We start from the raw sequence: 26,185 nt of genomic DNA, 5'->3' as shown, positions 1-26,185 counted from the left end.
CGTGATCCATCTGGAACACGGGATTTTTTACAAAGTTTGAAGGTGGAATCATGCACAAAACCATAGAAGAATTACAAGACATGCAGCCTGTTGTGCTCAAGCGCTTGCAGGGGGCTTACGCTAACGACCGGCTTGCTCATGCCTATTTATTGGAAGGGCCTTCAGGAGCCGGAAAAAAGGAACTGACGCATTTTTTCGTCAAATTATTATTATGCGAAACACCGATTGACAATGTTCCATGTGAAACATGCCGAAGCTGCAAACTGTATGAAAACGGCAATCACCCGAATATTTTATTCATCGAACCAGATGGGCAGAACATTAAAATCGATCAAATCCGCGACTTGATTTACACAATGAACAAGACGGCGCTGAATGCTGGGCGCAAAGTCTACGTCATTGAGCAGGCAGACCGCATGAACAATTCGTCTGCTAACGCTTTGCTGAAGTTTTTGGAAGAACCAGAAGCGAATGTGACGGCACTATTGTTGACGGAGCGCTTGAACGCTATTATGAGCACGATTCGTTCGCGCTGCCAGCTGCTGTCATTCCAGCCTTTGTCTCGGCCGAAGTTGATGGAGCGGTTGTTGGCGGGTGGCATGACCGGATCGATGGCGGCGACGGTGAGCATGTTGACGCAAAGTGAACAGGAAGCGAAACGGCTGAGTGAGGAAGAGCAGTTTGCCGAAGAGCGGAAACTGGTGTTGAAGTTGGTCGAGACGGTGGGGGGCAATGTCCATGAGGCATTACTTTTGATCCAATCTGATTGGCTGCCCTTGTTCAAAGAGAAAGAAGATGCCGAAAGAGGGCTCGACATGTTATTATTTGCATATCGGGACATCGCGACAGTGAAAGCGGGTCTTGAGACTGCACGCACATATCCGGACATGGAAGAAACTTGGAAGCAGATGGCGCTTCAACGTTCGTTCGATGTATTGTCCAGGCAGTTGCAGGCAGTGTTACAAGCCAAACAGCAATTGCCGCGCAATATGAACCGGACACTGTTGATGGAGCAATTAATGCTGAATCTGCAGGAGGGGTAGACAATTGTATAAAGTAATAGGAGTCCGCTTCAAGAAAGCGGGTAAAATATATTATTTCGATCCAGGCGAAGCTGTGATCGAAAAAGACGATTATGTCATTGTGGAAACAGCGCGGGGCATTGAATACGGCAAAGTAGTTGTCCCTGTGAAAGAAGTCGGCGAGAATGATGTCGTCTTGCCGTTGAAGCAAGTCGTTCGCGCCGCAACTGAACGCGATCGCTTGCAAGTGGAAGAAAACCGTTCGGAAGCGGAACGCGCTTTTGAAGTAGGAACAGACAAAATCGAATCGCACCGCTTGGACATGAAGCTGGTCGATGTCGAATACACTTTCGATCGCAATAAAGTTATCTTCTATTTCACCGCAGAAGGCCGGGTTGATTTCCGTAACCTGGTGAAAGACTTGGCATCGATTTTCCGGACGCGCATCGAACTTCGCCAGATCGGCGTACGTGACGAGGCGAAAATGCTTGGCGGCATCGGGCCGTGCGGGCGGATGCTATGCTGTTCGACTTTCCTCGGCGATTTCGAGCCGGTGTCGATCAAAATGGCGAAAGACCAGAACTTGTCATTGAATCCATCGAAGATTTCAGGGCTATGCGGACGGTTGATGTGCTGCTTGAAATACGAGAACGATGAGTACGAACAAGCGAAAAAGGAAATGCCGGATATCGGCGCGCGCGTCGAAACGCCGGATGGCAATGGCCGCGTCGTCAGCTTGAATTTGCTTGAGCGAGTATTGAAAATCCGCCTGGCAGAACAAGACCAGACGCTGGAATATACATTGGACGAAATCATGAACCAAGGGACGAGAGCGTGAGGTGGTGGCATCAGTGAAAGAAAAGAATTTTTTGGATACGGTCATGGATTTTGAACAGCAATTGGAATCGATGCAAGAGCAGTTCCGCGATTTGAAAACCGTTGTAGCGCGGACGATGGAAGAGCATCATGCGCTGCAATTGGAAAATCACCATTTGCGTGCCCGCCTCGATGAACTGAACGAAAAAGTACCGGAACCGGAAAAAGTCGATCCGGTCAAATTGAAAAAAGCCGTCATGGACATTGGGGAAGGCTACGACAACTTGGCGCGGCTCTATCACGAAGGCTACCACGTCTGCAACGTCCATTTCGGAAGCTCCCGTAAAGGCGACGACTGCCTGTTTTGTTTATCATTCCTAAACAAGCAGAATTAACAAGAAAAGCGAAAACGCCTGTGTAGCTTCGACAGGCGTAAGCCGGGTACCCGAAGCGGCGCTTTTTGCCGCACAGGGGAAACGGCTTATGACCCGAGAAGCTAGGCGATTGAGCTAGACAATAAAGAAAAGCGAAAACGCCTGTTCAGCTTCGACAGGCGTAAGCCGGGTACCCGAAGCGGCGCTTTTTGCCGCACAGGGGAACGGCTTATGACCCGAGAAGCTAGGCGATTGAGCTAGACATAAAGAAAAGCGAAACCGCCTGTGTAGCTTCGACAGGCGTAAGCCGGGTACCCGAAGCGGCGCTTTTTGCCGCACAGGGGAAACGGCTTATGACCCGAGAAGCTAGGCGATTGAGCTAGACAATAAAGAAATAGAACCAACAGGCTTCCGACACTCCGTGTGGCGGCAGCCTTTTATTATGGCAGGAGTGAACGACATGTTAACAGACGACGAACGCTTGGATTATTTATTAGCGGAGAATTTACGCATTATCCAGAGTCCTTCGGTATTTTCTTTTTCTTTAGATGCGGTCTTATTGGCGCGTTTTGCCTATGTGCCGAAAAAGCGGGGACGGATTGTCGATTTATGTACGGGTAACGGCGCGATTCCGCTGTTTTTGAGCGCCCGCACCGAGTCCAGCATTACGGGTGTCGAATTGCAGCCCCGCCTTGCAGGGATGGCGCGCCGCAGCATCGAATTTAACGGGCTTGAAGAACAAATCCACATCATCGAAGGCGACGTCAAAGAAATTCCAGCGCAACTTGGATTTGAAAAATTCGATACGGTGACTTGCAATCCACCGTATTTCCCAGCGCACGAGATGAGCGATAAAAATTTAAGTGAACATATGGCCATTGCGCGGCACGAGCTTCACTTGACCTTGGACGAAGCAGTAAAATCGGCAAGCCAGTTATTGAAACAAGGCGGCAAGGCGGCTTTTGTCCACCGGGCTGGCCGCTTGATTGATATCATGGCAGCCATGCGAAATAATCGCTTAGAGCCAAAACGCATACGGCTTGTTTACCCGAAAGCCGGAAAAGAAGCGAATACCTTATTGATTGAAGGCATCAAAGACGGCAAGCCCGATTTGAAAGTGCTGCCGCCCTTGATCGTTTATGGAGAAGATGGCGAATACACGGAAGAAGTGCGGGGCTTGTTGTATGGAAGCGAGGAATAAACATTTTTTCTACGTTCTCGAGTGTGGGGATGGATCGTATTATGCCGGATACACGAATGACTTAGAGAAGCGCTTGGCGACACATCAAAGCGGAAAAGGTGCGAAGTATACACGTTCGCGTGGGCCGCTGACGCTCATCCACCATGAATCGTTCGATACGAAGCCAGAAGCGATGAAAGCGGAATATGCCTTTAAGCAATTGAGCAAGGCGGAAAAAATCGTCTATATTCGGACCAGAAAGGCGGAACGGACATGAAATCACAGAAAAGTTTTAGCGGTGTGCAGCCAACACTTTATTTGGTGGCGACACCGATCGGCAATTTAGAAGACATGACCGTGCGTGCTCTACGGCTATTGAAAGAAGTAGATGTTATTGCGGCGGAAGATACGCGCAATACAAAGAAGCTATGCAATTATTTTTCCATCGATACGCCGCTGGTCAGCTATCACGAACACAACCAGGACAGCGGGGGAGAGAAAATCCTCCGCTATTTAGCGGAAGGCAAGTCGGTGGCGCTTGTCAGCGATGCGGGCATGCCGTGCATATCCGATCCCGGGGAAGACATTGTGAAAAAAGTGGTGGATGCAGCATACCCGGTGGTGCCGGTACCTGGAGCGAATGCGGCACTCAGCGCATTGATTGCCTCGGGCATCACGCCGCAGCCGTTTTTGTTTTATGGATTTCTATCGCGCAATAAGAAAACACGCTTGGCAGAGCTAGAAAAGTTAAGCCAAAAAGAAGAAACGCTATTGTTTTATGAAGCACCGCATCGCTTGAAGGATAGTTTGAAAAGCTTGGCAGCCACGTTTGGCGGAGACCGGCGGATCGTGTTGGCACGTGAAGTAACCAAAAAATTCGAGGAATTTTTGCGCGGGACTTTAGAAGAAGCAGTCACTTGGTCAGAGTCGAGTGAAATCCGCGGGGAGTTCTGTCTAGTCGTCGAAGGCAATTCAGCGCCGGATGAGCTAGAACTAGATGAATGGTGGAAAGAATTGACGTACGAACAACATGTCGTACAATTGATGGAACAAAAACAAATCTCTTCAAAAGAAGCAATCAAAGAAGTCGCGAAAGCACGAGGCCTTCCGAAGCGGGACGTCTACGAAGCCTTTCATAAAGACTAAGCCCAGCCCATAAAAAAAGCCGGTGTGCATAAGCACGCCGGTTTTTATTTGCTCAAATTCGTTTGGATTTCTTTGACGAGCTGCTCCGCGCCTTCTGGGCTGAGGATCAACTTGCCGCCAACCAATTGCATGTTCTCATCGGAAACTTCTCCAGTTACCGCACATGTCATATTCGGCATATACTTTTTCAAAATAATTTTGTCATCGTCGACGTAAATCTCCAATGCATCTTTCTCTGCGATGCCAAGCGTGCGGCGCAATTCAATCGGAATAACTACGCGGCCTAATTCGTCTACTTTCCGTACAATACCAGTCGATTTCATAATCATTAGCCCCCTTCAATTTTAGCGGCAGAATTCGTCAAAATTCGACATTTACCACTTCTTGTCATAAATCATACCAAGTAATGTCAATTAGGTCAATAAAAAACTATGGATTTCATAATAAATTTTGGGTTTTTGAGTCAAATAGCCATTATTTAGTTAAATTTTTGCCAATTATTTTCCGATTTCCCTGTTTTAGGAAGAAGATCCAATTTAAGCATTAGCTTTTTAGCTGCAGGAGGAAACATTGTACAAAATTCGCGACTTCGTTAAAATAAAGGATATACAAAAAAACTGGAGGAATTTTTCGTGACTGCCAAGAACAAGACATTTTACCTCACCACTCCCATTTACTATCCGAGCGGAAAATTCCATATCGGTACGGCTTATACGACCGTTGCGTCCGACGCAATGGCCCGTTACAAACGCCTGCGCGGCTTTGATGTCCGCTTTTTGACAGGCATGGACGAGCACGGGCAAAAAATTGAAGAAAAAGCCCAAGAAGCCGGCAAAGAACCGCAAGCCTTCGTCGATGACATGGCAGAAGCAGCGAAAAAAGTATGGGACGTCATGGACATTACTTATGACGATTTTATCCGTACGACTGACACGCGCCACAAGGAAGGCGTAGAGAAAATTTTCCAAACCTTCCTTGATAACGGTGATATTTATAAAGGGGAATACGAAGGCTGGTATTGCACGCCTTGCGAATCCTTCTTTACCGAATCACAGCTAGAAGACGGCAATTGCCCTGATTGCGGGCGTCCTGTCCACAAAGTGAAAGAGGAATCGTATTTCTTTAACATGAAGAAATATGCGGACCGTTTGCTCGAGTATTACGACAAACATGTCGAGTTTATTGAGCCGGAATCTCGCAAGAATGAAATGGTCAATAATTTCATCAAGCCAGGCCTTGAGGATTTGTCGGTTTCGCGTACGTCCTTTGATTGGGGCATCCCGGTTCCTGGAGATCCGAAACATGTCATTTATGTATGGGTCGATGCTTTGTCGAACTACATCACATCACTTGGCTACGGCTCCAATGATGAAACCAATTTCAATAAATACTGGCCGGCGGATGTGCACGTGGTCGGAAAAGATATCGTGCGTTTCCATACGATCTACTGGCCGATCTTCCTTATGGCACTTGACTTGCCTTTGCCGAAAAAAGTATTCGCGCACGGCTTTATCATGATGAAAGATGGCAAAATGTCGAAATCAAAAGGCAATGTCGTCTATCCGGAAATGCTCGTTGAGCGTTACGGATTGGATGCGGCACGTTATTTCTTGTTGCGCGAGCTGCCATTCGGATCTGATGGCGTGTTTTCTCCGGAATCTTTCGTTGAGCGCACCAACTACGATTTGGCGAACGACCTTGGGAATTTGCTGAACCGGACCGTCTCGATGATCAACAAGTATTTCGATGGCGAAGTGCCGAAAGTCGATGGCCTGAAAACCGACTTCGATGAAACTTTGCAGACTGTAGCTAAAAATACAGTGGCCGTTTACGAAGAGCATATGGAAAAAATGCAGTTCAGCCTCGTGCTCAGCGAAGTATGGACATTGATTTCTCGAACCAATAAATATATCGATGAAACGCAGCCGTGGGTATTGGCTAAAGATGAAGGCGACCGTGCACAACTGGCTTCAGTCATGGCGCATCTAGCCGAAAGCTTGCGCATGACAGCGGTTATGTTGCAGCCGTTCTTGCCAAATGCACCGAAGCAGATCATCGAACAGCTTGGACTCTCAGCAGAATTCCTTGAATGGCAGACATTAGAGTCATTCGGCGCGATTCCAGCCGGTACGACCGTCGTGAAAAAAGGCACGCCGATTTTCCCGCGCCTCGAAGTGGAGCCGGAAGTAGCATATATCCGTGACCAAATGCGCGGCGGGACAGCGCCAGCAGAACAAGCGCCTGTGGAGACTGCACCGGAAAAACCGGATGTTCCGGAAATCACGATTGATGAGTTCATGAAAGTGGATCTGCGCGTAGCTACCGTAACTGCATGTGAACCGGTGAAAAAAACCGATAAGCTGTTGAAGCTTGAAGTGGACATGGGCTATGAAACACGCCAAGTCGTCTCGGGGATTGCGGGGCATTATAAGCCGGATGAACTGATCGGCAAAAAGGTCATCGTTGTCGCCAACTTGAAACCGGTCAAACTGCGCGGTGAATTGTCGCAAGGCATGATTCTTGCCGGACAGCAAAATGGCTATTTAACAATCGCCTCTGTAGACCAAAAGTTACCGAATGGCACACAAGTTAAGTAAATACTCATGTGACAGCCTACTCAGGAGAGTAGGCTGTTTTTTTGTGTTTCAGGACTTAATGACTACTAAAAACGCTGAAAATGACGAAATGTCTCTGAAACATCATGTTTTGTAATCCAAATGTAATATGGCTGTGAAGAAAGAAATCGCTTCAACCCGTACAATGTAATCTATGTGAAGGAGACTGATGAAGATGTATATCGATACCCATGTTCACTTAAACGCCGATCAATATGACGAAGATCTACAGGAAGTCATCGATCGTGCGCTAAATAGCAAGGTGGAGAAAATGGTCGTCATCGGTTTTGACCGGAAAACGATCAAACGGGCCATTGAATTGGCTGAGCACTATGACTTTATCTATGCTGTGGTCGGCTGGCATCCTGTCGATGCGATCGATTGCACGGATGAAGACCTCGAATGGATCGAACAATTGGCCGCACACGACAAAGTCGTCGGTATCGGCGAAACGGGCCTCGATTACCATTGGGACAAATCACCGAGAGATATCCAACAACAAGTATTCCGCAAACAGATTCAGCTCGCGAAGCGTGTGGACTTGCCGATTATCATCCATAACCGGGAAGCGACAGAAGACGTGTTGACGATTTTGCGCGAAGAAGACGCACAACAAGTCGGAGGCGTTATGCATTGCTTCGGCGGCAGTGTCGAGACAGCACAAGAGAGCATCAAGATGAATTTCATGATCTCGCTTGGCGGGCCAGTCACATTTAAAAATGCCAAGAAGCCAAAAGAAGTGGCAGCTGAAATTCCGCTAGAACATTTAATGATCGAAACCGATGCCCCGTATCTTGCGCCGCATCCTTACCGCGGCAAACGCAACGAACCATCGTACGTCACGCTAGTAGCCGAAGAAATCGCCCGCTTGAAAGAGCTGCCGGTCGAAACGGTAGCTGAAGCCACGACGAAAAATGCGGAACGATTCTACAAATTGTCATAAATGCTGGTTAATTAAAAAAACATATGCGTTGACACGGAAGTGCAATGTGCCTATAATCACTCAGGTGTACAAAGGAGGAGTTATTTTTGACAAAAAAGACAAATGATACCAATAAAAATAAATCATTTACAGGCAAATCGGTAGCTGTCAGCATTGCGACGGTTCTATTATTTGCAGCTGTGATGGCGTTCGCGATTTTTGAAGGTACGAAGAACACGGTCACGGTGACAGCAAACGGCGAAACAGAAGAAATTCGCACGCATGCTGAAACGGTCGGCGATGTGTTGGATGAGCAGGCGATTGAAGTCGGGGAAGACGATTTCCTCAGCCATTCAGCCGATACAAAAATCGAAGGCGATACCGCAATCGAATGGGATCAAGCAGAACAATATGCAGTAACAATTGACGGGGAAACCCGCTCAGCTTGGACGACTGAAAACACGGTGGCCGCTATTTTGGAAAAAGCGGAAATCGAATTGACAAAATACGATAAAGTAAGCCCTGCACTCGATGAAACGGTGGATGAAGACACAATCATTGATGTAGAAAAAGCATACGAAGTAACCATCGTGGATGGCGGAAAAGACAAAAAAGTCTGGTCCACTTCGACTACGGTCGCTGACTTTTTAAAACAGCATAGTATCGAACTAAGCAAACTTGACCGTGTAGAGCAGGATTTGGATGAACTCGTTCTTCCGAACTCTGAAGTCGAGGTCGTGCGTGTAGAAAAAGTCACCGATGTAGTGGAAGATGCAGTGAAATATGCAGTCGAAACGAAAAAAGATTCTTCTCTTTTGAAAGGCAGCGAAAAGCTTGTCCAAAAAGGGCAAAACGGACTGGTTGAAAAAACTTACGAAGTCGTGAAAGAAAACGGCAAAGAAGTGAAACGTGAACTGAAAAAAGAAAAAGTAGTGAAAGAGCCAAAACAGCAAATTTTGGCTGTTGGTACGAAAACGGTTGTCGCAAGTGTATCCCGCGGTACGGCAACCAAACAGACAGCTGCGCCTCAACAGGCAGCTGCCAAAAAAGAAACGACTCCAGTGAAACAAGCGTCAGCATCAGTGAAGAAAGCCGCTGCTCCAAAAGCAGTCGCAAAAGCTAAAGCAGCACCGCAGCCAGTGAAAAAAGAGGCTGCATCTGAACCGACAGGCGGCAAAGAATTTTACGTGTCGGCGACGGCTTACACAGCTAGCTGCACAGGATGTTCGGGCATCACGGCAACAGGTATCAACTTGAAAGCAAACCCTGGCCTTAAAGTGATCGCAGTGGATCCGAGTGTCATCCCACTCGGCTCAAAAGTTTGGGTAGAAGGCTATGGCAATGCGATCGCTGGTGACACAGGCGGCGCGATCAGAGGCAATAAAATCGATTTGTTCATGCCGAACCGCGCAGATGCACTAGCATTTGGACGCAAGCAAGTGAAAGTGAAAATCCTTAACTAATCGAATACCGTATTACTATAGAAGGAAAAGCTTTCCCGGGAGTATCGGGAAAGCTTTTTACATGTTGGCAGAAAGCGCGGTAAACTGGAGAGAGCATTAGAAACGAGGGACAGGCCATGAACATACAAGAAGTGATTGTTGTCGAAGGAAAAGATGATACCGTGGCGATTAAGCGGGCAGTCGGTGCCGATACGATCGAAACGAACGGTTCCGCCATCTCAAGCGAGACCTTGCGCCGCATTGTGCACGCACAGGAAAAGCGTGGGGTGATCGTGTTCACCGATCCGGATTATCCGGGCAGGCGGATTCGTGCTATTATTGAAGAACACGTGCCGATGGCGAAGCACGCCTTTTTGGCGAAAGAAAAAACCATCGCCAAAAATGGCAAAGGGCTCGGCATTGAACATGCCAGTGATGAAGACATCCGACAAGCGCTTGAAGCGGTCTATACGCCAATGACTGAAGAACGCCCGGTAGAGATCACCTTAGAGGATTTAATCGATGCCCGGCTGATTGCCCACCCTTCAGCGAAAGCCCGCAGAACGGAGCTTGGAGAAGCGCTCAACATCGGCTATACGAACGGCAAGCAGCTGCACAAGCGTTTGCATGTGTTCGGCATTACCAAACAGCAGTTTATCGACGCAGTGCAAGCGTTAACCCAGGAGGACAGAACATGACCAAAGATATAGCAACACCGATTCGCACGCAAGAAATCATGGCAAAACACGGCTTGACGTTCAAAAAAAGCCTTGGACAGAACTTTTTGATCGACCCAAATATTTTGCGAAAAATCGTTTCCCAAGCAGGTCTTACAAAAGACTCGGCGGCCATTGAAATCGGCCCAGGAATCGGCGCATTGACCGAACACTTGGCGCGCGATGCTGGGAAAGTGTTGGCGTTTGAAATCGACCAGCGGCTATTGCCTGTACTAGCAGATACTTTGTCGCCTTATGATAACGTCAAAGTGATCCATTCCGATATTTTAAAAGCAGACGTTGAACAAGCGATACAAGAAGAGTTGGCTGGTTTTGAAGACATTATGGTTGTCGCTAACTTGCCTTATTATGTGACGACACCGATCATTTTGAAGCTATTGCTCGAAAAATTGCCGATCCGCGGATTGGTCGTCATGCTGCAAAAAGAAGTTGCGGAGCGCATTACGGCGAAACCTGGCACGAAAGCGTACGGTTCCTTGTCCATCGCTATTCAATATTATACGGACGCCGAATTTGCCATGACCGTGCCGAAGTCGGTGTTCATGCCGCAACCGAATGTCGACTCTGCGGTCATCCGGATGATCAAACGTCCGGAACCAATCGTCCAGGTTATCGATGAAGACTTTTTCTTCTCGGTGACACGCGGGTCATTCGTCCAGCGCCGCAAGACCATCCTAAATAATTTGCAAAGCGCTATGCCGAATGGAAAAGCGAAAAAAGACCTCATTTTGCAGGCACTCGACGAAGCGGGCATCGACCCGACGCGACGCGGTGAAACGCTAAGCATCAAGGAGTTCGGGCTATTGTCGGATAAATTGTATCCGCATTTCCATTAAACTTTGAAACTGTAACAGTTTTGGCACAGTTTTTTTCGGAACTAAAATATTTCGGATAAATAACTGTTGCATTTTTTTAAGAGCATTGGTAAAATTAAAAATTTATTTGACTCCGCGGTCATTTTATGCTAGACTTTAGACTATAGTGAGGTGTAGACAAAATGCCCAAAACTTTGGCGGAGATTAAAAAGTCATTAGACCTGCATTTAGGGAAAAGGTTGCTGTTAAAAGCAAACGGAGGTCGCAAAAAGACGGTAGAACGTGCCGGAATTCTGCGTGAAACCTATCACTCCGTGTTCGTGATTGAATTGGATCAAGATGAACATGCATTTGAACGCGTATCATATAGCTACGCGGACATCTTAACTGAAGCGGTGGAAATCACTGTCTTTGAAGGAACAGAAGACGCACTAGTCGTTAGATAATTGAACTCTATTTATACTTACTTTATAACCCGTTTCGGTGATTTCGCCGAAAGCGGGTTTTTTCTATTGCTTGGATTCTTCGGAAGCTCAAGTACTGTGTTAAAATAAATGTCATCAGAACAGAAAAGGAGGCAGTGGAATGCTCTATATAAAAGCGCCTGCCAAAATCAATTTGACGCTGGACGTCCTATACAAACGTCCGGACAATTACCACGAAATCGAAATGATCATGACCACCGTCGACTTGGCGGACCGCATCGGCCTGCAAGGAACAGCGAAAGGCATACATATTCAGTCGGCAGACCGTTTCGTGCCGAATGACTCGCGCAATCTAGCGTATCAGGCTGCGCAATTGATCAAAGATACCTTCCATATCAAAACAGGCGTTATCATCTCGCTCGACAAGCAGATTCCGGTCGCTGCTGGGCTTGCTGGGGGCAGCAGCGATGCAGCAGCCACTTTGAAAGGGCTCAACCAATTATGGCAATTGAATCTGTCGCTCGATGAGTTGGCAGAGCTGGGTGCGAAGATCGGTTCCGACGTGTCGTTTTGTGTATATGGCGGCACCGCGCTCGCCACAGGACGCGGTGAGGTTATCGAAGAACTGCCGGCGCCTCCTCATTGCTGGGTTATTCTTGCGAAGCCGTCACTTGGCGTCTCGACGGCAGACGTCTACGGCGCGTTCGATGCGGCTAAAGCGGATCACCCCGACACGCAAGCAATGATTACAGCGCTACGCGAAGGCGATTACGAAGCAATGTGCAATACTTTAGGAAATGCGCTTGAGAGCGTCACGATGAATTTGCATCCGGAAGTCGGACAGATCAAAGAGCAAATGATTAAGTTCGGTGCCGATGCCGTGTTAATGAGTGGCAGCGGCCCAACGGTATTTGGCTTAGTCAACCAAGAAGCGCGCATTCCACGCATCTACAATGGCCTGCGGGGCTTTTGTTCCGAAGTTTATGCGGTGCGGCTACTCGGTGACCGGGAGCCTCTTGCTTAAATACGTATATTTATGGTAAGTTTTCATTAGAATATTCGTGTTTAGGAGAGGGTAGTAGTGAAATGGAAGCGCAGTGAACGCTTGGTCGACATGACGCATTATCTATTGGAACATCCGCATCAATTGATTCCGTTGACGTATTTTTCGGATTTGTATCAGTCAGCAAAGTCTTCAATCAGCGAGGACTTGGGAATCGTCAAGGAAACTTTTGAAGAAAAAGGTATCGGCCTATTGATGACCGTCCCGGGCGCTTCTGGTGGTGTGAAATATGTGCCGAAGCTAAAAGATGGCGAGATTCGACAAGTCATGGACGAATTGATTACCGAATTGAGCCAATCGGACCGGTTGCTGCCGGGCGGTTATTTGTACATGACCGATGTGCTCGGCAATCCCCAAATGATGAACCGCGTCGGCAAAGTATTTGCCAGCGCGTTCGCCGGCGAGAAAATCGACGCCATCATGACGGTCGCAACAAAAGGCATCCCGATTGCCCAGGCAATCGCGCGCCATTTGAATGTGCCAGTCGTTATTGTCCGTCGTGACAGCAAAGTAACGGAAGGCTCTACGGTCAGCATCAATTACGTCTCGGGCTCCACGCGGCGCATCCAGACGATGGTGTTGTCAAAACGCAGCATGAAGAGCGGCCAGCGCGTGCTCATTACCGATGATTTCATGAAAGTTGGCGGCACGATGAACGGCATGAAGAACTTGCTTGAGGAATTCGACTGTACATTAGCAGGCGTCGCTGTGCTTGTAGAAGCAGAACATGCAGATGAGCGCCTCGTGGAAAAATACTTATCCCTTGTCAAATTGGATGAAGTCAGCGAAAAAGACCGGACCATCACATTGCGGGCCGGAAATTATTTTGAAGGAGCGGATGGATATGAAATACGTAGCGACGGATAAAGCAGCAGCGGCAATCGGGCCGTATTCACAAGGAGTTATTTCAGGGGACATGTTTTACAGTTCGGGGCAAATTCCGTTAAAAGCGGACGGTGAGCTTGCACAAGGTGGCATTGCCGAACAAACTCATCAAGTATTCGCCAATCTTCAGGCCGTGCTAGAAGAAGCGGGCTCGTCTCTTCAACAGGTCATCAAGACGACCGTCTTCATCAAAGACATGAACGATTTTGTGGAACTCAACTCTATCTATGCCTCTTATTTCGGCGATCACAAGCCGGCGCGTTCAACGGTCGAAGTGGCACGCCTGCCAAAAGATGTGAAAGTAGAAATCGAAGTCATTTCAAAAGTTACACAATAAAGCCACCTTTTTAGGTGGTTTTTGTTTATTTATTATTTATTGAGTTAATTTTCTAATAAATCCTGTAATTTTTAAAGGAATTTAGTCCTCTCTCCCGAATACCAACAAAAGCGCCAAAAAATTACAGCAAGAGAAGGGGAGATTTGAGAATGGAAGTAACTGATGTAAGGTTGCGCCGTGTCCAGACAGATGGACGCATGCGGGCAATCGCTTCAATCACGCTCGACAATGAATTCGTGGTACATGACATCCGCGTAATCGACGGCAACGACGGCCTGTTTGTCGCGATGCCAAGCAAGCGGACGCCAGACGGGGAGTTCCGCGACATTGCGCACCCGATTAATTCCAGCGCCCGCAATAAATTGCAGGAAGCTGTGTTAGCGGCCTATGCACAAAGTGAAGAGCTGGTTGAACTTGAGAATGCAGGCATCTGATGTGCCAAAGAACCTTCCATTTTGAGAGAAGGTTCTTTTTTATGGGCCAATTTGAAGGGCTCGTGACGCCATTAGCAAGATATGCTAACCTGATGGCGAAAAAAGCACGCAATTGCCCTCGCTTCGGGCTTTGTCATGGGATTGTCATGTCCAGTAACCTTGAAAATCAAGGGTTTTTCAGCTATAGTCAATAAGGAAACGTGAAAGTGGCATTTTTTTGCCCAGAGTGCTTAGCCCTTTCGCCAGACAATGATTTCTTACTTAATTAGCTTACAATACAGGAAATGGAGGGATTCGACTGATGGACCATACATATGCGGTCATACTCGCAGCCGGACAAGGCACACGCATGAAATCAAAATTGTATAAAGTGCTTCACCCGGTGTGTGGCATGCCGATGGTAGAGCATGTAACGGGGAATATCCACCAGCTTGGTGTCGAAAAGATTGTTACGATCGTCGGGCACGGAGCAGAGAAAGTGAAAGACCAGCTAGGGGACATGAGCGAATATGCACTGCAAGAAGAGCAGCTCGGCACTGCCCACGCCGTGCAGCAAGCAGCGCCGTTGATTGAAGGAAAAGCAGGAACGACGATTGTCGTATGTGGCGACACACCGTTGATCCGCGCGGAAACGATGCAGTCACTCATCGACCACCACAAAGAAAACAATGCGAAGGCGACGATTTTAACGGCTATCGCAGAAGACCCGACAGGTTACGGCCGCATTATCCGCGGAGCTGAGGGAAGCGTCGAGAAGATTGTCGAGCAAAAAGACGCATCGACAGAAGAGCAAATCGTCAACGAAATCAATACGGGGACTTATTGCTTTGACAACGAAGCCTTGTTCGAAGCCTTGAAAAACGTCTCAAACGATAATGTCCAAGGGGAATATTACTTGCCGGACGTTATTGAGATTCTTCAAAAGCAAGGCGAAATTGTTGCAGCCTATGCAACGGACAGCTTCGAAGAGACACTTGGCGTTAATGACCGCGTGGCATTAAGCCAAGCGGAAACCTTCTTGCGCCGCCGCATCACTGAGCAGCACATGCGCGCAGGCGTATCGATTATCGACCCGGCAACTGCCTACATCAGTGCACAGGCGAAAATCGGGGCTGATACGGTCATTCACCCGAACGTCACCATTGAAGGCGATACGGTCATCGGGGAAGATTGCGTCATCACATCAAACACGCGCATCGTCAGCAGCACCATCGGCGACCGCACGGAAATCCGCAGCTCCGAAGTGTATGACAGCACGATCGGCAACGATACCGCTGTTGGCCCATTCGCACACATCCGCCCGCAATCTGCACTCGGCAACGAAGTGAAGATCGGCAATTTTGTGGAAGTGAAAAAAGCTGAGCTTGGCACGGGAAGCAAGGTGTCTCATTTGAGCTATATCGGGGATGCGCTCGTTGGCAGCGGCGTCAATATCGGCTGTGGCACGATCACAGTCAATTACGATGGCAAGAACAAGCATTTGACGACAATTGAAGATGATTCGTTTATCGGCTGCAACTCGAATTTGATCGCACCGGTAACGATTGGCAAAGGTTCTTATGTCGCAGCAGGATCGACCATTTCGAAAAATGTGCCAGATGATGCTTTGGCGATCGGACGTGCGCGCCAAGAAAACAAAGAAGGCTATGCAAGTAAACTAAACCGCAAATAATAGGAGGGTTCCCCCCAATGGGCATTCAAAATACTAACTCGAAGTTGAAAATCTTTTCATTGAACTCGAACAAAGAACTGGCTGAGCAAATCGCTGAACAAGTGGGCTTGCCGCTTGGCAAAAGCTCGGTCACGCACTTTAGCGACGGAGAAATCCAAATCAATATTGAAGAAAGCATCCGCGGCTGCGATGTGTTCATTGTTCAATCGACTTCACAGCCGGTTAACGAAAACTTGATGGAGCTATTGATCATGATTGATGCCGTCAAGCGTGCGTCTGCACGGACGGTAAATGTCGTGATTCCTTATTACGGCTATGCACGCCAGGACCGTAAAGCCCGTTCGCGTGAGCCGATCACGGCGAAACTGGTAGCCAATTTGCTCGAGACAGCCGGCGCGACGCGTGTTGTGGTATTGGATCTTCACGCTCCGCAAATTCAAGGGTTCTTTGATATTTTGATTGACCATCTGGTAGCTGTGCCACTCCTATCCGATCATTTCCTAAACGATGCCAATATCGATCTCGAGAATGCCATCATCGTGTCACCTGACCATGGAGGTGTTACGCGTGCCCGTAAAATGGCGGACCGCCTAAAAGCGCCGATCGCCATTATCGATAAGCGCCGCCCGCGCCCGAACGTTGCCGAAGTGATGAACATCGTCGGAAACGTCGAAGGCAAAACAGCGATCATCATTGATGACATCATCGACACGGCTGGCACGATTTCGATTGCGGCAAGTGCCTTGATCGAAAGCGGAGCGAAGGAAGTCTATGCTTGCTGTACGCATCCCGTGCTTTCGGGCCCTGCCGTCCAGCGTATCCAGGACTCCGTTATTAAGGAATTGGTCGTGACGAACTCGATCGCTCTTGCAGATGAGAAGAAAATCGACAAGATCAAGCAATTGACTGTCGCACCACTTCTTGCGGAAACAATCATTCGTGTACATGAACAGAAATCAGTCAGCACATTATTCGATTGATTCCGCATGTCAGAGTATTCCAGGTTTTAGCTTTATATGAACAGGGTAGTTATACACTATGCGTTTAATATAACTGGAGGTTGAAACTATATGGCTACTAAAATGACAGCAGCGAAACGAGAAACAGGAAAACCGCATTCGGCACTGACCGACTTGCGCGGCGAAGGTAATGTGCCTGGCGTCGTATACGGTTACAAAATGGAAACAACATCGATCGTGATGTCTGAAATCGATTTGATCAAAACTTTGCGTGAATCTGGACGTAATGGCGTCATCAGCTTGGAAATCGACGGCAAGAGCACAAACGTTGTCCTGAGCGACTATCAAATGGATTCATTAAAAGGCAATTTCAAACACGTTGACTTCTTGGCGATTAACATGTCCGAAGAAATCGATGTGGATGCAACTGTTCACGTGATCGGCGAATCAGCAGGCGAAAAAGAAGGCGGCGTCGTCACGCAGCCGAACCGCGAAGTACACATTCGCGTTAAACCGAACGATATCCCGGATTCGGTCGATATCGATGTCAGCGAACTAGAAATCGGCGACTCTGTATCTGTCAGCGACATTCGCGACAAGTTCAGCTTTGAAATCCTAAACGACGATGACTTCTTGCTCATCTCTGTTACAGCACCACGCACAGAAGAAGAGATGGAAGAGCTAGAGACAGCTGATGAAGGCGAAGAGCCTGAGGTGATCGGCGACAACGAAGACGAAGCTGCTGGTGAGGAAAAAGAATAAGTTACAGCAATGCCCAAACAGGGACTGCCTTTAGGCGGTCCCTGTTTTTATTGCATCGCCGCAGATTATGGTAAAATAAAAAGCAGTGAAGAACTAAAAGGAGTTTGCTATGAAAATGATCATCGGCCTGGGAAACCCAGGAAAACCATATGAAGAAACCCGCCACAACATTGGGTTTCAAGTAATCGACCAGCTGGCAAGCGAGTGGAATGCTCCCTTGACGCAGTCAAAATTCAAGGGCATGTATTCCGTTGTCCATCGGCCTGAAGGAAAAGTAATGCTCGTCAAGCCGCTCACGTATATGAATTTATCGGGCGAATGCATCGGCCCATTAATGGATTATTATAATGTCGACCTAGAAGACATTGTCGTCATCTACGACGATTTGGATTTGCCGACAGGCCAGCTCCGCTTGCGCCAAAAGGGCAGTGCTGGGGGGCATAATGGCATCAAGTCGTTGATTCAGCATCTCGGCACCCAACAGTTTAACCGGATGCGCATCGGCATCAGCCGCCCGCCTCAAGGCATGAAAGTACCGGATTACGTGCTCGCTAAATTCGGAAGCGAAGAACGGCCACTTATGCAAGAAGCGGTCGAAAAAAGCGCGGATGCGTGCAATTACTGGCTGTCCAAACCTTTTAACGAAGTCATGAACGAATACAATAAGTAATCGCTTTGGCGCTTTCGGGCGTCCAAAGCTTTTTTCCGTTTCTCCTTATTTTGAAAAGGGTACTATAACCAGTAAACGGCTTTATTTTAGACAGGAAGGAGGAATCTTCATGAAGCATATTTTGCAGGCATTTTTAGGGGATTCCCATACTCAATCATTTATCAACGAACTGAAGAAAGGCCAGGACCACCAATTGATTTCTGGATTGTCTGGCAGCGCGCGACCGATTTTTTATCAAACCGTCCATGAAGAGCTAGACAAACCACTGCTCGTTGTCACGCCAAACTTATTGCATGCCCAGAGAGTTTACGACGATTTGGTCCGGCTGATGGGGGAGCAGCGTGTCCGGCTGTATCCGGCAGAAGAAACGATTGCGGCGGATATTGCCTTTTCAGGGCCGGAACTGCGCGCCCATCGCATCGATACGCTGGATCACATGAAATCGACTGGCACCGGCATCTACGTGACGCCGGTTTCAGGCTTGCGTAAATTGCTGCCATCCCCGGCACAATGGGATGGGGCGACTTTACGTGTAGAAGACGGAGATGAGATCGATACGGAAAGCTGGCTATTGAAGCTTGTCGCAATGGGCTATTCCCGTACAACCATGGTGACTTCTCCTGGAGAATTCGCCTTGCGCGGCGGTATTTTGGATGTCTACCCGCTGCATTTTGAGCATCCGGTACGCATCGAGCTATTCGATACAGAAGTGGATTCCATTCGCTTGTTTTCAGCGGAAGATCAGCGCTCACTCGAAAAAATACACTCCTTGTGCATTTTGCCAGCCGTCGAATTGGTCTTGTCGGCAGGGCAGAAGCGAATGCTTGCAGACCGCATCGAAGACCAATTGTCGGTAAGCTTGAAAAAACTTAAAGATGACGATACGAAAGAGTTGATGATGCAATACATCCAAAACGATATCGACACGCTCAGAAGCGGCGATGAGCCTGAGCAGCTGGCGAAATATGCTGCCTTGGTCGATTCGCAATCCGCTTTTCTCGGCGATTATTTCCCAGACAATGGCGTGGTGTTTTTCGATGAACTTGGACGCATCCAGGAAATGACCGAAACGCTAGAACGCGAAGAAGCGGAGTGGACGGTGTCGCTTCTTGAAGAAGGCAAGTTTCTCCATGATGTTCAGCTAGCGTACCCGTTTCGCGAGGTAATGGCGAAGCTAAAGCAGCCGGCCAATTTCCTATCGCTCTTTACGCGGACATTTCCACTCGTGACGATCAAAAAATCGCTTGCCTATTCTTGTAAGCCGATGCAATCATTCCATGGGCAGATGAATTTATTGCAAGCCGAAATGGAACGCTGGACGCTCGGCAAGTTCCAAGTATTTGTCGTCGCCAGCGGAGAAGAGCGACTGCAAAAAGTACGGTCTGTGCTGGATGATTACGACATAGAGGCGGAGATCGTCACCGCCGCCACTGAACTACAAGACGGAAAAACGTATCTGGTTGATGGGGAGTTGTCCAGTGGTTTTGAGATGCCGCTGCAGCGAATGGCTGTCATTACGGATGCGGAACTCTTCAAAAAGCAGCCGAAGAAAAAAACCCGCGCCCAAAAATTGACCAATGCCGAGCGAATCAAGAGCTACTCGGAGATTAAGCCAGGCGACTATATTGTCCATATCCACCACGGCATCGGGCGCTTTATCGGCATCGAGACACTCGAGAGCGGAGGCGTGCATAAAGACTATTTGCACATTGTCTACAAAGGCGACGATAAACTATTTGTGCCGGTTGATAAAATCGACCTCGTCCAGAAATACATCGCTTCGGAAGAAAAAGAGCCGAAGCTCCATAAGATGGGCGGCGTTGAATGGAAGAAGACGCGCACGAAAGTATCGGCCGCTGTCCAGGACATTGCCGACGACTTAATCAAACTGTACGCAGAACGCGAAGCGCTCGAAGGCTTTACGTTCAGTGAAGACCAGGACATGCAGCGCCAATTTGAAACAGAATTCCCCTACGAGGAAACACCTGACCAATTGCGCTCGATCGCAGAAGTGAAAAAAGACATGGAGAGAAAACGCCCGATGGACCGCTTGATCTGCGGCGATGTCGGCTATGGCAAAACGGAAGTCGCCATTCGCGCGGCATTTAAAGCGGTGCTAGACGGCAAGCAAGTGGCATTCCTTGTGCCGACGACCATTCTCGCCCAGCAGCATTTCGAAACGATGAGCGAGCGCTTCAAGGATTACCCAATTGAAGTGGGCCTCATGAGCCGCTTCCGTTCGAAAAAACAACAAACCGAAACAGTCAAAGGGCTGAAAAACGGATCGGTCGACATCGTGGTGGGCACGCACCGCATTTTATCAAAAGATGTCGTCTATAAAGATCTTGGCTTATTGATCATCGACGAAGAACAGCGTTTTGGGGTGACCCATAAAGAAAAGATCAAGCAATTGAAGTCGACCGTGGACGTCTTGACCTTGACGGCGACGCCGATTCCGCGCACCTTGCATATGTCGATGATCGGCGTGCGCGACTTATCCGTTATCGAGACGCCTCCTGCCAACCGGTTCCCGGTACAGAGCTACGTCATGGAAAATAACGGCGGGCTCGTGCGGGAAGCCATCGAGCGCGAGATGGCGCGCGGCGGCCAAGTGTTTTATTTATACAATCGTGTCAGCGATATGAGCCGCAAAGTAGACGAGATCCAACAGCTTGTGCCGGAAGCCCGCGTTGGCTATGCGCATGGGCAAATGTCTGAGACCGAACTCGAATCGATCATTCTCGGCTTTCTCGATGGGGAATACGACGTCTTGGTGACGACAACAATCATCGAAACCGGCATCGATATCCCGAACGTCAACACGCTCATCGTCTATGATGCCGATCGCATGGGCTTGTCGCAGCTTTATCAATTACGTGGGCGCGTTGGGCGCTCGAGCCGTGTGGCCTATGCTTATTTCATGTACCAACGCGATAAAGTGCTGACTGATGTAGCGGAAAAACGCTTAATGGCGATCAAGGAATTTACCGAACTCGGCTCGGGCTTCAAGATCGCCATGCGCGATTTGTCGATCCGCGGGGCGGGCAATTTGCTTGGTTCCCAGCAGCACGGCTTTATCGATTCGGTCGGTTTTGATTTGTATTCGCAAATGCTGGAAGAAGCAATTGAGGAACGCCGAACCGGCATGAAGAAAGAAGTCGTGCCAGAAGTGGAAATCTCGCTGGCAGAAGATGCCTATATTCCAGACAGCTATATCGCTGATGGCTACCAAAAGATTCAAATGTACAAGCGCGTCAAAAACATGGAAACGGCAGAAGAAATGCGCGATTTGCAGGATGAATTGATTGACCGTTTCGGTGATGTGCCGATGGAAGCCGAGCAATTGCTGCGCATTGCCCGCATGAAAGTCTGGGCGCGCGCTGCCGGTGCCGAATCGATCAAACAACAAGGAGACCGTGTCACGGTTAAATTAAGCGATGCCGGAACAGAAGCAATCGATGGTGGGAAAGTCGTCGAAGCTTCCGGCACATACGGACGCGCTGTCGGCTTTACGATGAGCGGCCAGGCACTGGTATTGACGATAGACGGCAAAAAGACCGGCAAGCATCATCCATTCGATGTGCTCGAAGGAATGATGGAGATTCTGGCGGATTCTGTCCGGGAAGAAGCGTCTGTCGGGTGATGCAGGAGGTAATCTCATGACGGCGCAACAATCTATGAGCAGTTTCTTAAAGGGCGCTGCGTTGCTGACACTCGCAGGATTTGCCGTGAAACTGCTGAGTGCAATTTACCGGGTGCCGTTTCAGAACCTGGTCGGTGACGAAGGTTTTTATATTTATCAGCAAGTTTATCCATTCGTTGCGATTTTCGGCATCTGGGCCTCTTACGGTTTTGCAGTGGCGGTGTCGAAATTATTGGCAGAGCACGAAGAAGTGGAACACCCTGGTATTTTACGCGCCGCATTTTGGCTCATCGCCGTCATTTCCGCGTCCGCCTTTTCGGGGCTCTATTTCGGTGCAGAGACGCTCGCCGGTTGGATGGGCGACCCCTTGCTTGCCGGTTTGCTGCGTGCCGGTGCCTTTGCGGTCGTCTTCATGGCGCCGCTTGCGATCATGAAAGGGCGATTGCAAGCAGCAGGCGATATGGCACCGGTCGCTACTGCGCAAGTGACCGAACAAGCAGTACGCGTTGGGGTTATTCTAATTGGCGCTTTTGCCGCAGTCCGTTCTGGCTTATCGCTTTATGCGGCGGGGCAAGTGGCAATCGCAGCCGCTGGGGCCGGCGCATTGGCGGCTGCCTTATTATTATGGCGTTCTTACCGAAAACAACGCGAGCGCACGAACGCTTTTGTTCGCAGTGTGACGGTGAAAAAACTATGGTGGACGAGCCTCAGCGTCAGCATGAGTTCGCTATTATTGGTGCTGTTTCAGCTCGTCGATTCGTTCACCGTTTACCGTTTGCTTGAAGGGCAACTCGGAGAGACGACGGCGATGGAGCAAAAAGGCATTTACGACCGCGCCCAACCGCTTGTCCAATTCGGAATTTTGCTGGCGACATCTCTGACGCTGTCGCTCGTGCCGCTCATTGCCCGCACGATGCAGCAAAAAACTGGCCGCAGCCAAGAGCTTTATGCAAGTCTCGCCTTTCGCGTTTCCGTGTTATTCGCGGTCGCCGCCTCAGCCGGCCTGACACTGGTCATGCCTTATGTAAATGAGGCTTTGTTTAAGACACCGGACGGTTCTTTTGCACTGATCGTTTTTAATTGGCAAATCGTTTCGATGTCGCTCGTGCTGGTGTTGACGGCGATTCTCTACGGTTTTGGAAAAATCCGTGTGCCGGCATTGCTGCTAGGGACAGGCTTGCTATTGAAAGTGGCCGGCAATTTATGGCTGGTGCCTGGATATGGCATTGCCGGTGCCGCCGTTGCTGGCAATATCGGCTTAGGATTTATTGCAGCAGCGCTCATCTGGTATTTTAAAAAGGTTTGGGTAATGCAGTTTGCGCACGTTCGTTTTTACGGTTGGCTCATGGTGGCATCTATCGCAATGGCCGCCGCCGTGTCCGGATACGTAGCCTCCATCGTGCCACTTTTGTCATGGCCAGGCCGCATTGAAGCGATATTTATGACGCTGACAGCGGTGCCGCTTGGTGCAGTGGTGTTTTTGCTGATCGTGATGAAATCACGGATTATTACCGAGAGGGAATGGTATATCATTCCGTTCGGCCGGCGACTGGCTGCGTTGCAGTTGGCGCTCAACCCACGAAAGAAAAGGAGTTAGACCATGCATACCATTCATATACTCGGCCTTGGCGCTGGGGATCTTCTGCAATTGCCGCTTGGTGTGTATCGCACGCTAAAAGAAGCGGATCCGCTATATTTGCGGACAGCCGAACATCCTGTCGTCAAAGAGCTAGAGACAGAAGGCTTACGTTACGAGAGTTTTGATGCAATTTACGAAAAACATGACGATTTTGCGCCGGTGTATCAGGAAATCGCCGAGACGCTTATTGCGCTTGCGGAGAATGGGCCGGTCTATTACGCAGTACCGGGACATCCGCTCGTTGCGGAACAAACCGTACAGTTTTTGATTGAAGCTGAACAAGCAGGACGCTGTACACTATCGATCGCCGGTGGGCAAAGCTTTTTGGACGCCATATTTGGCGCCTTGCGCATCGATCCGATTGAAGGGTTTCGGCTTGTCGATGGCACTGGCCTTGATAGCAATCGCTTGAATATGACGGATCATTTATTGATTGCGCAAGTCTACGATCAGTTCAGTGCATCTGAAGTAAAACTATCTTTGATGGAGAAATACCCGGACGATTACCCGGTGACGATCGTCACAGCAGCCGGTGCCGCATCAGAGCGCTTGCGCACGGTGCCGCTCCATGCACTCGACCGCTCGGCGGAAATCGATAACTTGACGACCGTCTACGTGCCGCCCGTAACGGAACAGACGCAGCGCTTGAAAGAGTGGCAAACCTTCCGTGACATCATCGCGAAACTGAGAAGTCCGGAAGGCTGCCCGTGGGACCGCGAGCAGACACATGAATCCTTGCGCCCATATTTGCTCGAAGAAGCGCATGAGTTGTTGCAGGCGATCGAGGAAGAAGACGACGAAGCGATCGCAGAAGAACTGGGCGATGTGCTATTGCAAGTATTCCTGCACGCGCAAATCGGCCAGGACAGCGGCTATTTCCAGCTGGAAGACATCTTAGAAGCCATCAGCGATAAAATGATCCGCCGCCACCCACACGTGTTCGGGGATGTGGAAGTAGCCTCTGCCGGGGAAGTCGTCGATAATTGGCAAGCGATCAAGCAACAGGAAAAACCGGCAAGCGAGTCACTGCTTGATGGCCAAGACCGCTCTAGTTCTTCGCTTTTGACCTCGTATAATTACCAGAAAAAAGCGGCGAAAGTGGGCTTTACCTGGAAAGATGCGGACGGCGCGTGGGCGAAGTTCGAAGAAGAATTGCAGGAGTTCAAGGATGAGGTAGCGAATGGTTCCAAAGACCAGCAGCTCGATGAATTTGGCGACTTGTTGTTCACACTCGTCAACCTCGCACGTTTTTATGGATTGTCGCCGGAACAAGCGATGGTCCAGGCGAACCGTAAATTCCGTACACGCTTTTTGCACGTAGAACGCCGCGCAAAAGAAGGTGGCCATACATTTTCAGATTACACATTAGACCAGCTCGATAGTTTCTGGAACGAAGCCAAGGCTGGCCACGGAGAGGACGAAAATCATGAGACTCGATAAATTTTTGAAAGTATCCCGCTTGATCAAACGCCGCACTTTAGCGAAAGAAGTAGCCGACCAAGGCCGTATTTTGGTCAATGGCAATAAAGCAAAAGCGAGCAGCGTCATCAAAGAAGGCGATGAACTGCAAATCCGCTTCGGGCAAAAAGTGGTCACTGCACGCATTGATCAGTTGCGCGAAAATGTCCGCAAAGAACAAACTGCGGAAATGTACACGATCCTGAACGAAGAAAAGCTCGATAAAGTGGACCCGAGCTTTGTGGACGACGAAGCATAAAGAACGAAAAAGAACCCAGCCGGTTAACGGTTGGGTTCTTTTTGTGTAGGTGAGAAGCTGGGGGTGGCCATATATGGCATGAAATAGTGAGGAGGAGATTGCGTTACAGGGGCACGCTTGCCGGGGGCGGGCGTCGAACCCTTGCGGCAAGCCGCATCGGTTTCGCCAGTCCCGCGTAATCCCCCAGGCGTCGGCCCCTTCCACTCCATCTCTAAGTTTAGAAGGGGATTTAATTGAGTCATCCGCTCAAATCGATAAGTGAAATAATTATAGATTTATTTTAAACGGTTCGTTCACTATATTGTGTTCAGCACATGCATTACCCATTAAGCGACATACCCAAAAGCGGACGAACCGGACAAAACCGAATCCATCTCACTCATTCGATTCATCGAAATGTCCAAGCCCCTCACGCTTAAGGGTGAAGCGAAGCCGTGAGACAGGCGTTCTTCCTGGCTCATGGCGGGAGCTCAACCCCAAGCGAGGCGGCGGTTAACAAAGCGATGCAAAAAACAATGAACGAACCTTATCGCACACAAACTGCATGGCCCAACTCGCTTATCCCACTAAGCGACATACCCAAAAGCGGACGACTCACACAAAAACCGGAACGGCCTTACTTATCCTCATCAATGAAATATCCAAGCCGCCACGCGCAAAGGGGTGAGCCGAAGCAATGAGACAGGGGAGTTCTGGCTCATTGTGAAAGGCCAACCCAAAGCGAGGCGGCGACTAACAAAGCGATCCAAAAGATAATGAACGCCCCTCGTCGCAAACAAACTGCATGGCCCGACTCACTTCTCACACTAAGCGACATACCCAAAAGCGGACGATGGTAAGTCAACACAAAATCAAACAACTTTTTTAAGGGAAGACAGCCGGTAAGCAACCGGACTGAGGTAGCCTAACG

General features: G+C 49.1%; 25 protein-coding genes. 24 read left to right on the top strand and 1 reads right to left on the bottom strand.

What is annotated here, in order from left to right; genetic code table 11:
- The first annotated feature begins 50 nt into the window (after positions 1-50).
- The 6 genes from holB to rsmI all read left to right on the top strand — a co-directional run bounded on the left by holB (position 51) and on the right by rsmI (position 4,538).
- On the top strand, positions 51-1,043 hold the full coding sequence (holB, locus tag AY633_RS08385) for a DNA polymerase III subunit delta' (protein WP_068487934.1): 993 nt from the start codon (positions 51-53) through the stop codon (positions 1,041-1,043).
- A 4-nt stretch (positions 1,044-1,047) separates the two neighbouring features.
- The gene (locus AY633_RS08380) at positions 1,048-1,860 is read left to right on the top strand and encodes a PSP1 domain-containing protein (RefSeq protein WP_068487933.1); all 813 of its coding nucleotides are present in this window, start codon (positions 1,048-1,050) and stop codon (positions 1,858-1,860) included.
- 13 nt (positions 1,861-1,873) lie between these two features.
- Entirely contained in the window at positions 1,874-2,233 is a 360-nt protein-coding gene (gene yabA, locus AY633_RS08375) for a DNA replication initiation control protein YabA (RefSeq protein ID WP_058382242.1), read from the top strand.
- A gap of 439 nt (positions 2,234-2,672) precedes the next feature.
- Positions 2,673-3,413, top strand: coding sequence for a tRNA1(Val) (adenine(37)-N6)-methyltransferase (locus AY633_RS08370; RefSeq protein WP_068487932.1), 741 nt, complete (start codon positions 2,673-2,675; stop codon positions 3,411-3,413).
- Positions 3,397-3,669 (top strand): GIY-YIG nuclease family protein, encoded by a 273-nt coding sequence (locus AY633_RS08365; protein ID WP_068487931.1) that lies wholly within the window; start codon positions 3,397-3,399, stop codon positions 3,667-3,669. The genes AY633_RS08370 and AY633_RS08365 overlap by 17 nt, the downstream gene beginning before the upstream one ends.
- Positions 3,666-4,538: a 16S rRNA (cytidine(1402)-2'-O)-methyltransferase gene (rsmI, locus tag AY633_RS08360; RefSeq protein WP_068487930.1), complete on the top strand. Its 873-nt coding sequence runs from the start codon at positions 3,666-3,668 to the stop codon at positions 4,536-4,538. Before AY633_RS08365 ends, rsmI begins: the two co-directional genes overlap by 4 nt.
- A 44-nt stretch (positions 4,539-4,582) precedes the next feature.
- On the opposite strand, the gene AY633_RS08355 is transcribed toward rsmI, so the two are convergent.
- Positions 4,583-4,861, bottom strand: a complete 279-nt coding sequence (locus AY633_RS08355) for an AbrB/MazE/SpoVT family DNA-binding domain-containing protein (protein WP_068459547.1) — start codon at positions 4,859-4,861, stop codon at positions 4,583-4,585.
- Positions 4,862-5,170: 309 nt separating this feature from the next.
- On the opposite strand from AY633_RS08355, the gene metG reads away from it, so the two are divergent.
- The 18 genes from metG to AY633_RS08265 all read left to right on the top strand — a co-directional run bounded on the left by metG (position 5,171) and on the right by AY633_RS08265 (position 25,275).
- Entirely contained in the window at positions 5,171-7,135 is a 1,965-nt protein-coding gene (gene metG, locus AY633_RS08350) for a methionine--tRNA ligase (RefSeq protein WP_068487929.1), read from the top strand.
- 193 nt (positions 7,136-7,328) lie between these two features.
- Positions 7,329-8,096: a TatD family hydrolase gene (locus AY633_RS08345; RefSeq protein ID WP_068487928.1), complete on the top strand. Its 768-nt coding sequence runs from the start codon at positions 7,329-7,331 to the stop codon at positions 8,094-8,096.
- 86 nt (positions 8,097-8,182) lie between these two features.
- A complete protein-coding gene (locus AY633_RS08340) occupies positions 8,183-9,538 on the top strand; it encodes a G5 and 3D domain-containing protein (RefSeq protein ID WP_068487927.1) in 1,356 nt (451 codons plus the stop codon).
- 116 nt (positions 9,539-9,654) lie between these two features.
- Positions 9,655-10,215 (top strand): ribonuclease M5, encoded by a 561-nt coding sequence (gene rnmV, locus AY633_RS08335; RefSeq protein WP_068487926.1) that lies wholly within the window; start codon positions 9,655-9,657, stop codon positions 10,213-10,215.
- On the top strand, positions 10,212-11,090 hold the full coding sequence (gene rsmA, locus AY633_RS08330) for a 16S rRNA (adenine(1518)-N(6)/adenine(1519)-N(6))-dimethyltransferase RsmA (RefSeq protein ID WP_068487925.1): 879 nt from the start codon (positions 10,212-10,214) through the stop codon (positions 11,088-11,090). The genes rnmV and rsmA overlap by 4 nt, the downstream gene beginning before the upstream one ends.
- A 161-nt stretch (positions 11,091-11,251) precedes the next feature.
- A complete protein-coding gene (gene veg, locus AY633_RS08325) occupies positions 11,252-11,515 on the top strand; it encodes a biofilm formation stimulator Veg (protein ID WP_068459561.1) in 264 nt (87 codons plus the stop codon).
- 139 nt (positions 11,516-11,654) lie between these two features.
- Positions 11,655-12,518, top strand: a complete 864-nt coding sequence (gene ispE, locus AY633_RS08320; protein ID WP_068487924.1) for a 4-(cytidine 5'-diphospho)-2-C-methyl-D-erythritol kinase — start codon at positions 11,655-11,657, stop codon at positions 12,516-12,518.
- 57 nt (positions 12,519-12,575) lie between these two features.
- Positions 12,576-13,424, top strand: a complete 849-nt coding sequence (gene purR, locus AY633_RS08315) for a pur operon repressor (RefSeq protein ID WP_068487923.1) — start codon at positions 12,576-12,578, stop codon at positions 13,422-13,424.
- Positions 13,402-13,779 (top strand): RidA family protein, encoded by a 378-nt coding sequence (locus tag AY633_RS08310; RefSeq protein WP_068487922.1) that lies wholly within the window; start codon positions 13,402-13,404, stop codon positions 13,777-13,779. Before purR ends, AY633_RS08310 begins: the two co-directional genes overlap by 23 nt.
- 149 nt (positions 13,780-13,928) lie before the next feature.
- A complete protein-coding gene (gene spoVG / locus AY633_RS08305) occupies positions 13,929-14,213 on the top strand; it encodes a septation regulator SpoVG (protein ID WP_068459569.1) in 285 nt (94 codons plus the stop codon).
- A gap of 301 nt (positions 14,214-14,514) precedes the next feature.
- On the top strand, positions 14,515-15,885 hold the full coding sequence (gene glmU / locus AY633_RS08300; RefSeq protein ID WP_068487921.1) for a bifunctional UDP-N-acetylglucosamine diphosphorylase/glucosamine-1-phosphate N-acetyltransferase GlmU: 1,371 nt from the start codon (positions 14,515-14,517) through the stop codon (positions 15,883-15,885).
- Positions 15,886-15,902: 17 nt separating this feature from the next.
- A complete protein-coding gene (locus tag AY633_RS08295) occupies positions 15,903-16,865 on the top strand; it encodes a ribose-phosphate diphosphokinase (RefSeq protein WP_068459575.1) in 963 nt (320 codons plus the stop codon).
- Positions 16,866-16,955: 90 nt separating this feature from the next.
- Positions 16,956-17,606, top strand: a complete 651-nt coding sequence (locus AY633_RS08290; protein WP_068487920.1) for a 50S ribosomal protein L25/general stress protein Ctc — start codon at positions 16,956-16,958, stop codon at positions 17,604-17,606.
- A gap of 109 nt (positions 17,607-17,715) precedes the next feature.
- Entirely contained in the window at positions 17,716-18,276 is a 561-nt protein-coding gene (pth, locus tag AY633_RS08285; RefSeq protein ID WP_068487919.1) for an aminoacyl-tRNA hydrolase, read from the top strand.
- 109 nt (positions 18,277-18,385) lie between these two features.
- Positions 18,386-21,919: a transcription-repair coupling factor gene (gene mfd / locus AY633_RS08280; RefSeq protein WP_068487918.1), complete on the top strand. Its 3,534-nt coding sequence runs from the start codon at positions 18,386-18,388 to the stop codon at positions 21,917-21,919.
- A 16-nt stretch (positions 21,920-21,935) separates the two neighbouring features.
- Complete coding sequence (locus AY633_RS08275; protein ID WP_068487917.1) at positions 21,936-23,516, top strand: putative polysaccharide biosynthesis protein; 1,581 nt, start codon at positions 21,936-21,938, stop codon at positions 23,514-23,516.
- Between the two features lie 3 nt (positions 23,517-23,519).
- The gene (gene yabN / locus AY633_RS08270; RefSeq protein WP_068487916.1) at positions 23,520-24,998 is read left to right on the top strand and encodes a bifunctional methyltransferase/pyrophosphohydrolase YabN; all 1,479 of its coding nucleotides are present in this window, start codon (positions 23,520-23,522) and stop codon (positions 24,996-24,998) included.
- Positions 24,985-25,275 carry an RNA-binding S4 domain-containing protein gene (locus AY633_RS08265; protein WP_068487915.1) on the top strand — a complete coding sequence of 97 codons (291 nt, stop codon included), beginning with the start codon at positions 24,985-24,987 and terminating at the stop codon, positions 25,273-25,275. Before yabN ends, AY633_RS08265 begins: the two co-directional genes overlap by 14 nt.
- Positions 25,276-26,185 lie beyond the last annotated feature (910 nt).

The sequence above is a fragment of the Planococcus maritimus genome, from assembly GCF_001592825.1.
GTDB lineage: Bacteria > Bacillota > Bacilli > Bacillales_A > Planococcaceae > Planococcus > Planococcus maritimus_C.
Note: the sequence above shows the minus strand (reverse complement) of the source record. Positions and strands in the feature narration are given on the sequence as shown.

Excerpts from the sequence above, each read along its gene's own strand:
- holB (WP_068487934.1), top strand. The coding sequence starts at position 51 with ATGCACAAAACCATAGAAGAATTACAAGACATGCAGCCTGTTGTGCTC.
- AY633_RS08370 (WP_068487932.1), top strand. The coding sequence starts at position 2,673 with ATGTTAACAGACGACGAACGCTTGGATTATTTATTAGCGGAGAATTTA.
- AY633_RS08365 (WP_068487931.1), top strand. The coding sequence starts at position 3,397 with ATGGAAGCGAGGAATAAACATTTTTTCTACGTTCTCGAGTGTGGGGAT.
- rsmI (WP_068487930.1), top strand. The coding sequence starts at position 3,666 with ATGAAATCACAGAAAAGTTTTAGCGGTGTGCAGCCAACACTTTATTTG.
- AY633_RS08355 (WP_068459547.1), bottom strand. The coding sequence starts at position 4,861 with ATGAAATCGACTGGTATTGTACGGAAAGTAGACGAATTAGGCCGCGTA.
- AY633_RS08345 (WP_068487928.1), top strand. The coding sequence starts at position 7,329 with ATGTATATCGATACCCATGTTCACTTAAACGCCGATCAATATGACGAA.
- rnmV (WP_068487926.1), top strand. The coding sequence starts at position 9,655 with ATGAACATACAAGAAGTGATTGTTGTCGAAGGAAAAGATGATACCGTG.
- rsmA (WP_068487925.1), top strand. The coding sequence starts at position 10,212 with ATGACCAAAGATATAGCAACACCGATTCGCACGCAAGAAATCATGGCA.
- veg (WP_068459561.1), top strand. The coding sequence starts at position 11,252 with ATGCCCAAAACTTTGGCGGAGATTAAAAAGTCATTAGACCTGCATTTA.
- ispE (WP_068487924.1), top strand. The coding sequence starts at position 11,655 with ATGCTCTATATAAAAGCGCCTGCCAAAATCAATTTGACGCTGGACGTC.
- AY633_RS08310 (WP_068487922.1), top strand. The coding sequence starts at position 13,402 with ATGAAATACGTAGCGACGGATAAAGCAGCAGCGGCAATCGGGCCGTAT.
- spoVG (WP_068459569.1), top strand. The coding sequence starts at position 13,929 with ATGGAAGTAACTGATGTAAGGTTGCGCCGTGTCCAGACAGATGGACGC.
- glmU (WP_068487921.1), top strand. The coding sequence starts at position 14,515 with ATGGACCATACATATGCGGTCATACTCGCAGCCGGACAAGGCACACGC.
- AY633_RS08295 (WP_068459575.1), top strand. The coding sequence starts at position 15,903 with ATGGGCATTCAAAATACTAACTCGAAGTTGAAAATCTTTTCATTGAAC.
- AY633_RS08290 (WP_068487920.1), top strand. The coding sequence starts at position 16,956 with ATGGCTACTAAAATGACAGCAGCGAAACGAGAAACAGGAAAACCGCAT.
- pth (WP_068487919.1), top strand. The coding sequence starts at position 17,716 with ATGAAAATGATCATCGGCCTGGGAAACCCAGGAAAACCATATGAAGAA.
- mfd (WP_068487918.1), top strand. The coding sequence starts at position 18,386 with ATGAAGCATATTTTGCAGGCATTTTTAGGGGATTCCCATACTCAATCA.
- AY633_RS08275 (WP_068487917.1), top strand. The coding sequence starts at position 21,936 with ATGACGGCGCAACAATCTATGAGCAGTTTCTTAAAGGGCGCTGCGTTG.
- yabN (WP_068487916.1), top strand. The coding sequence starts at position 23,520 with ATGCATACCATTCATATACTCGGCCTTGGCGCTGGGGATCTTCTGCAA.
- AY633_RS08265 (WP_068487915.1), top strand. The coding sequence starts at position 24,985 with ATGAGACTCGATAAATTTTTGAAAGTATCCCGCTTGATCAAACGCCGC.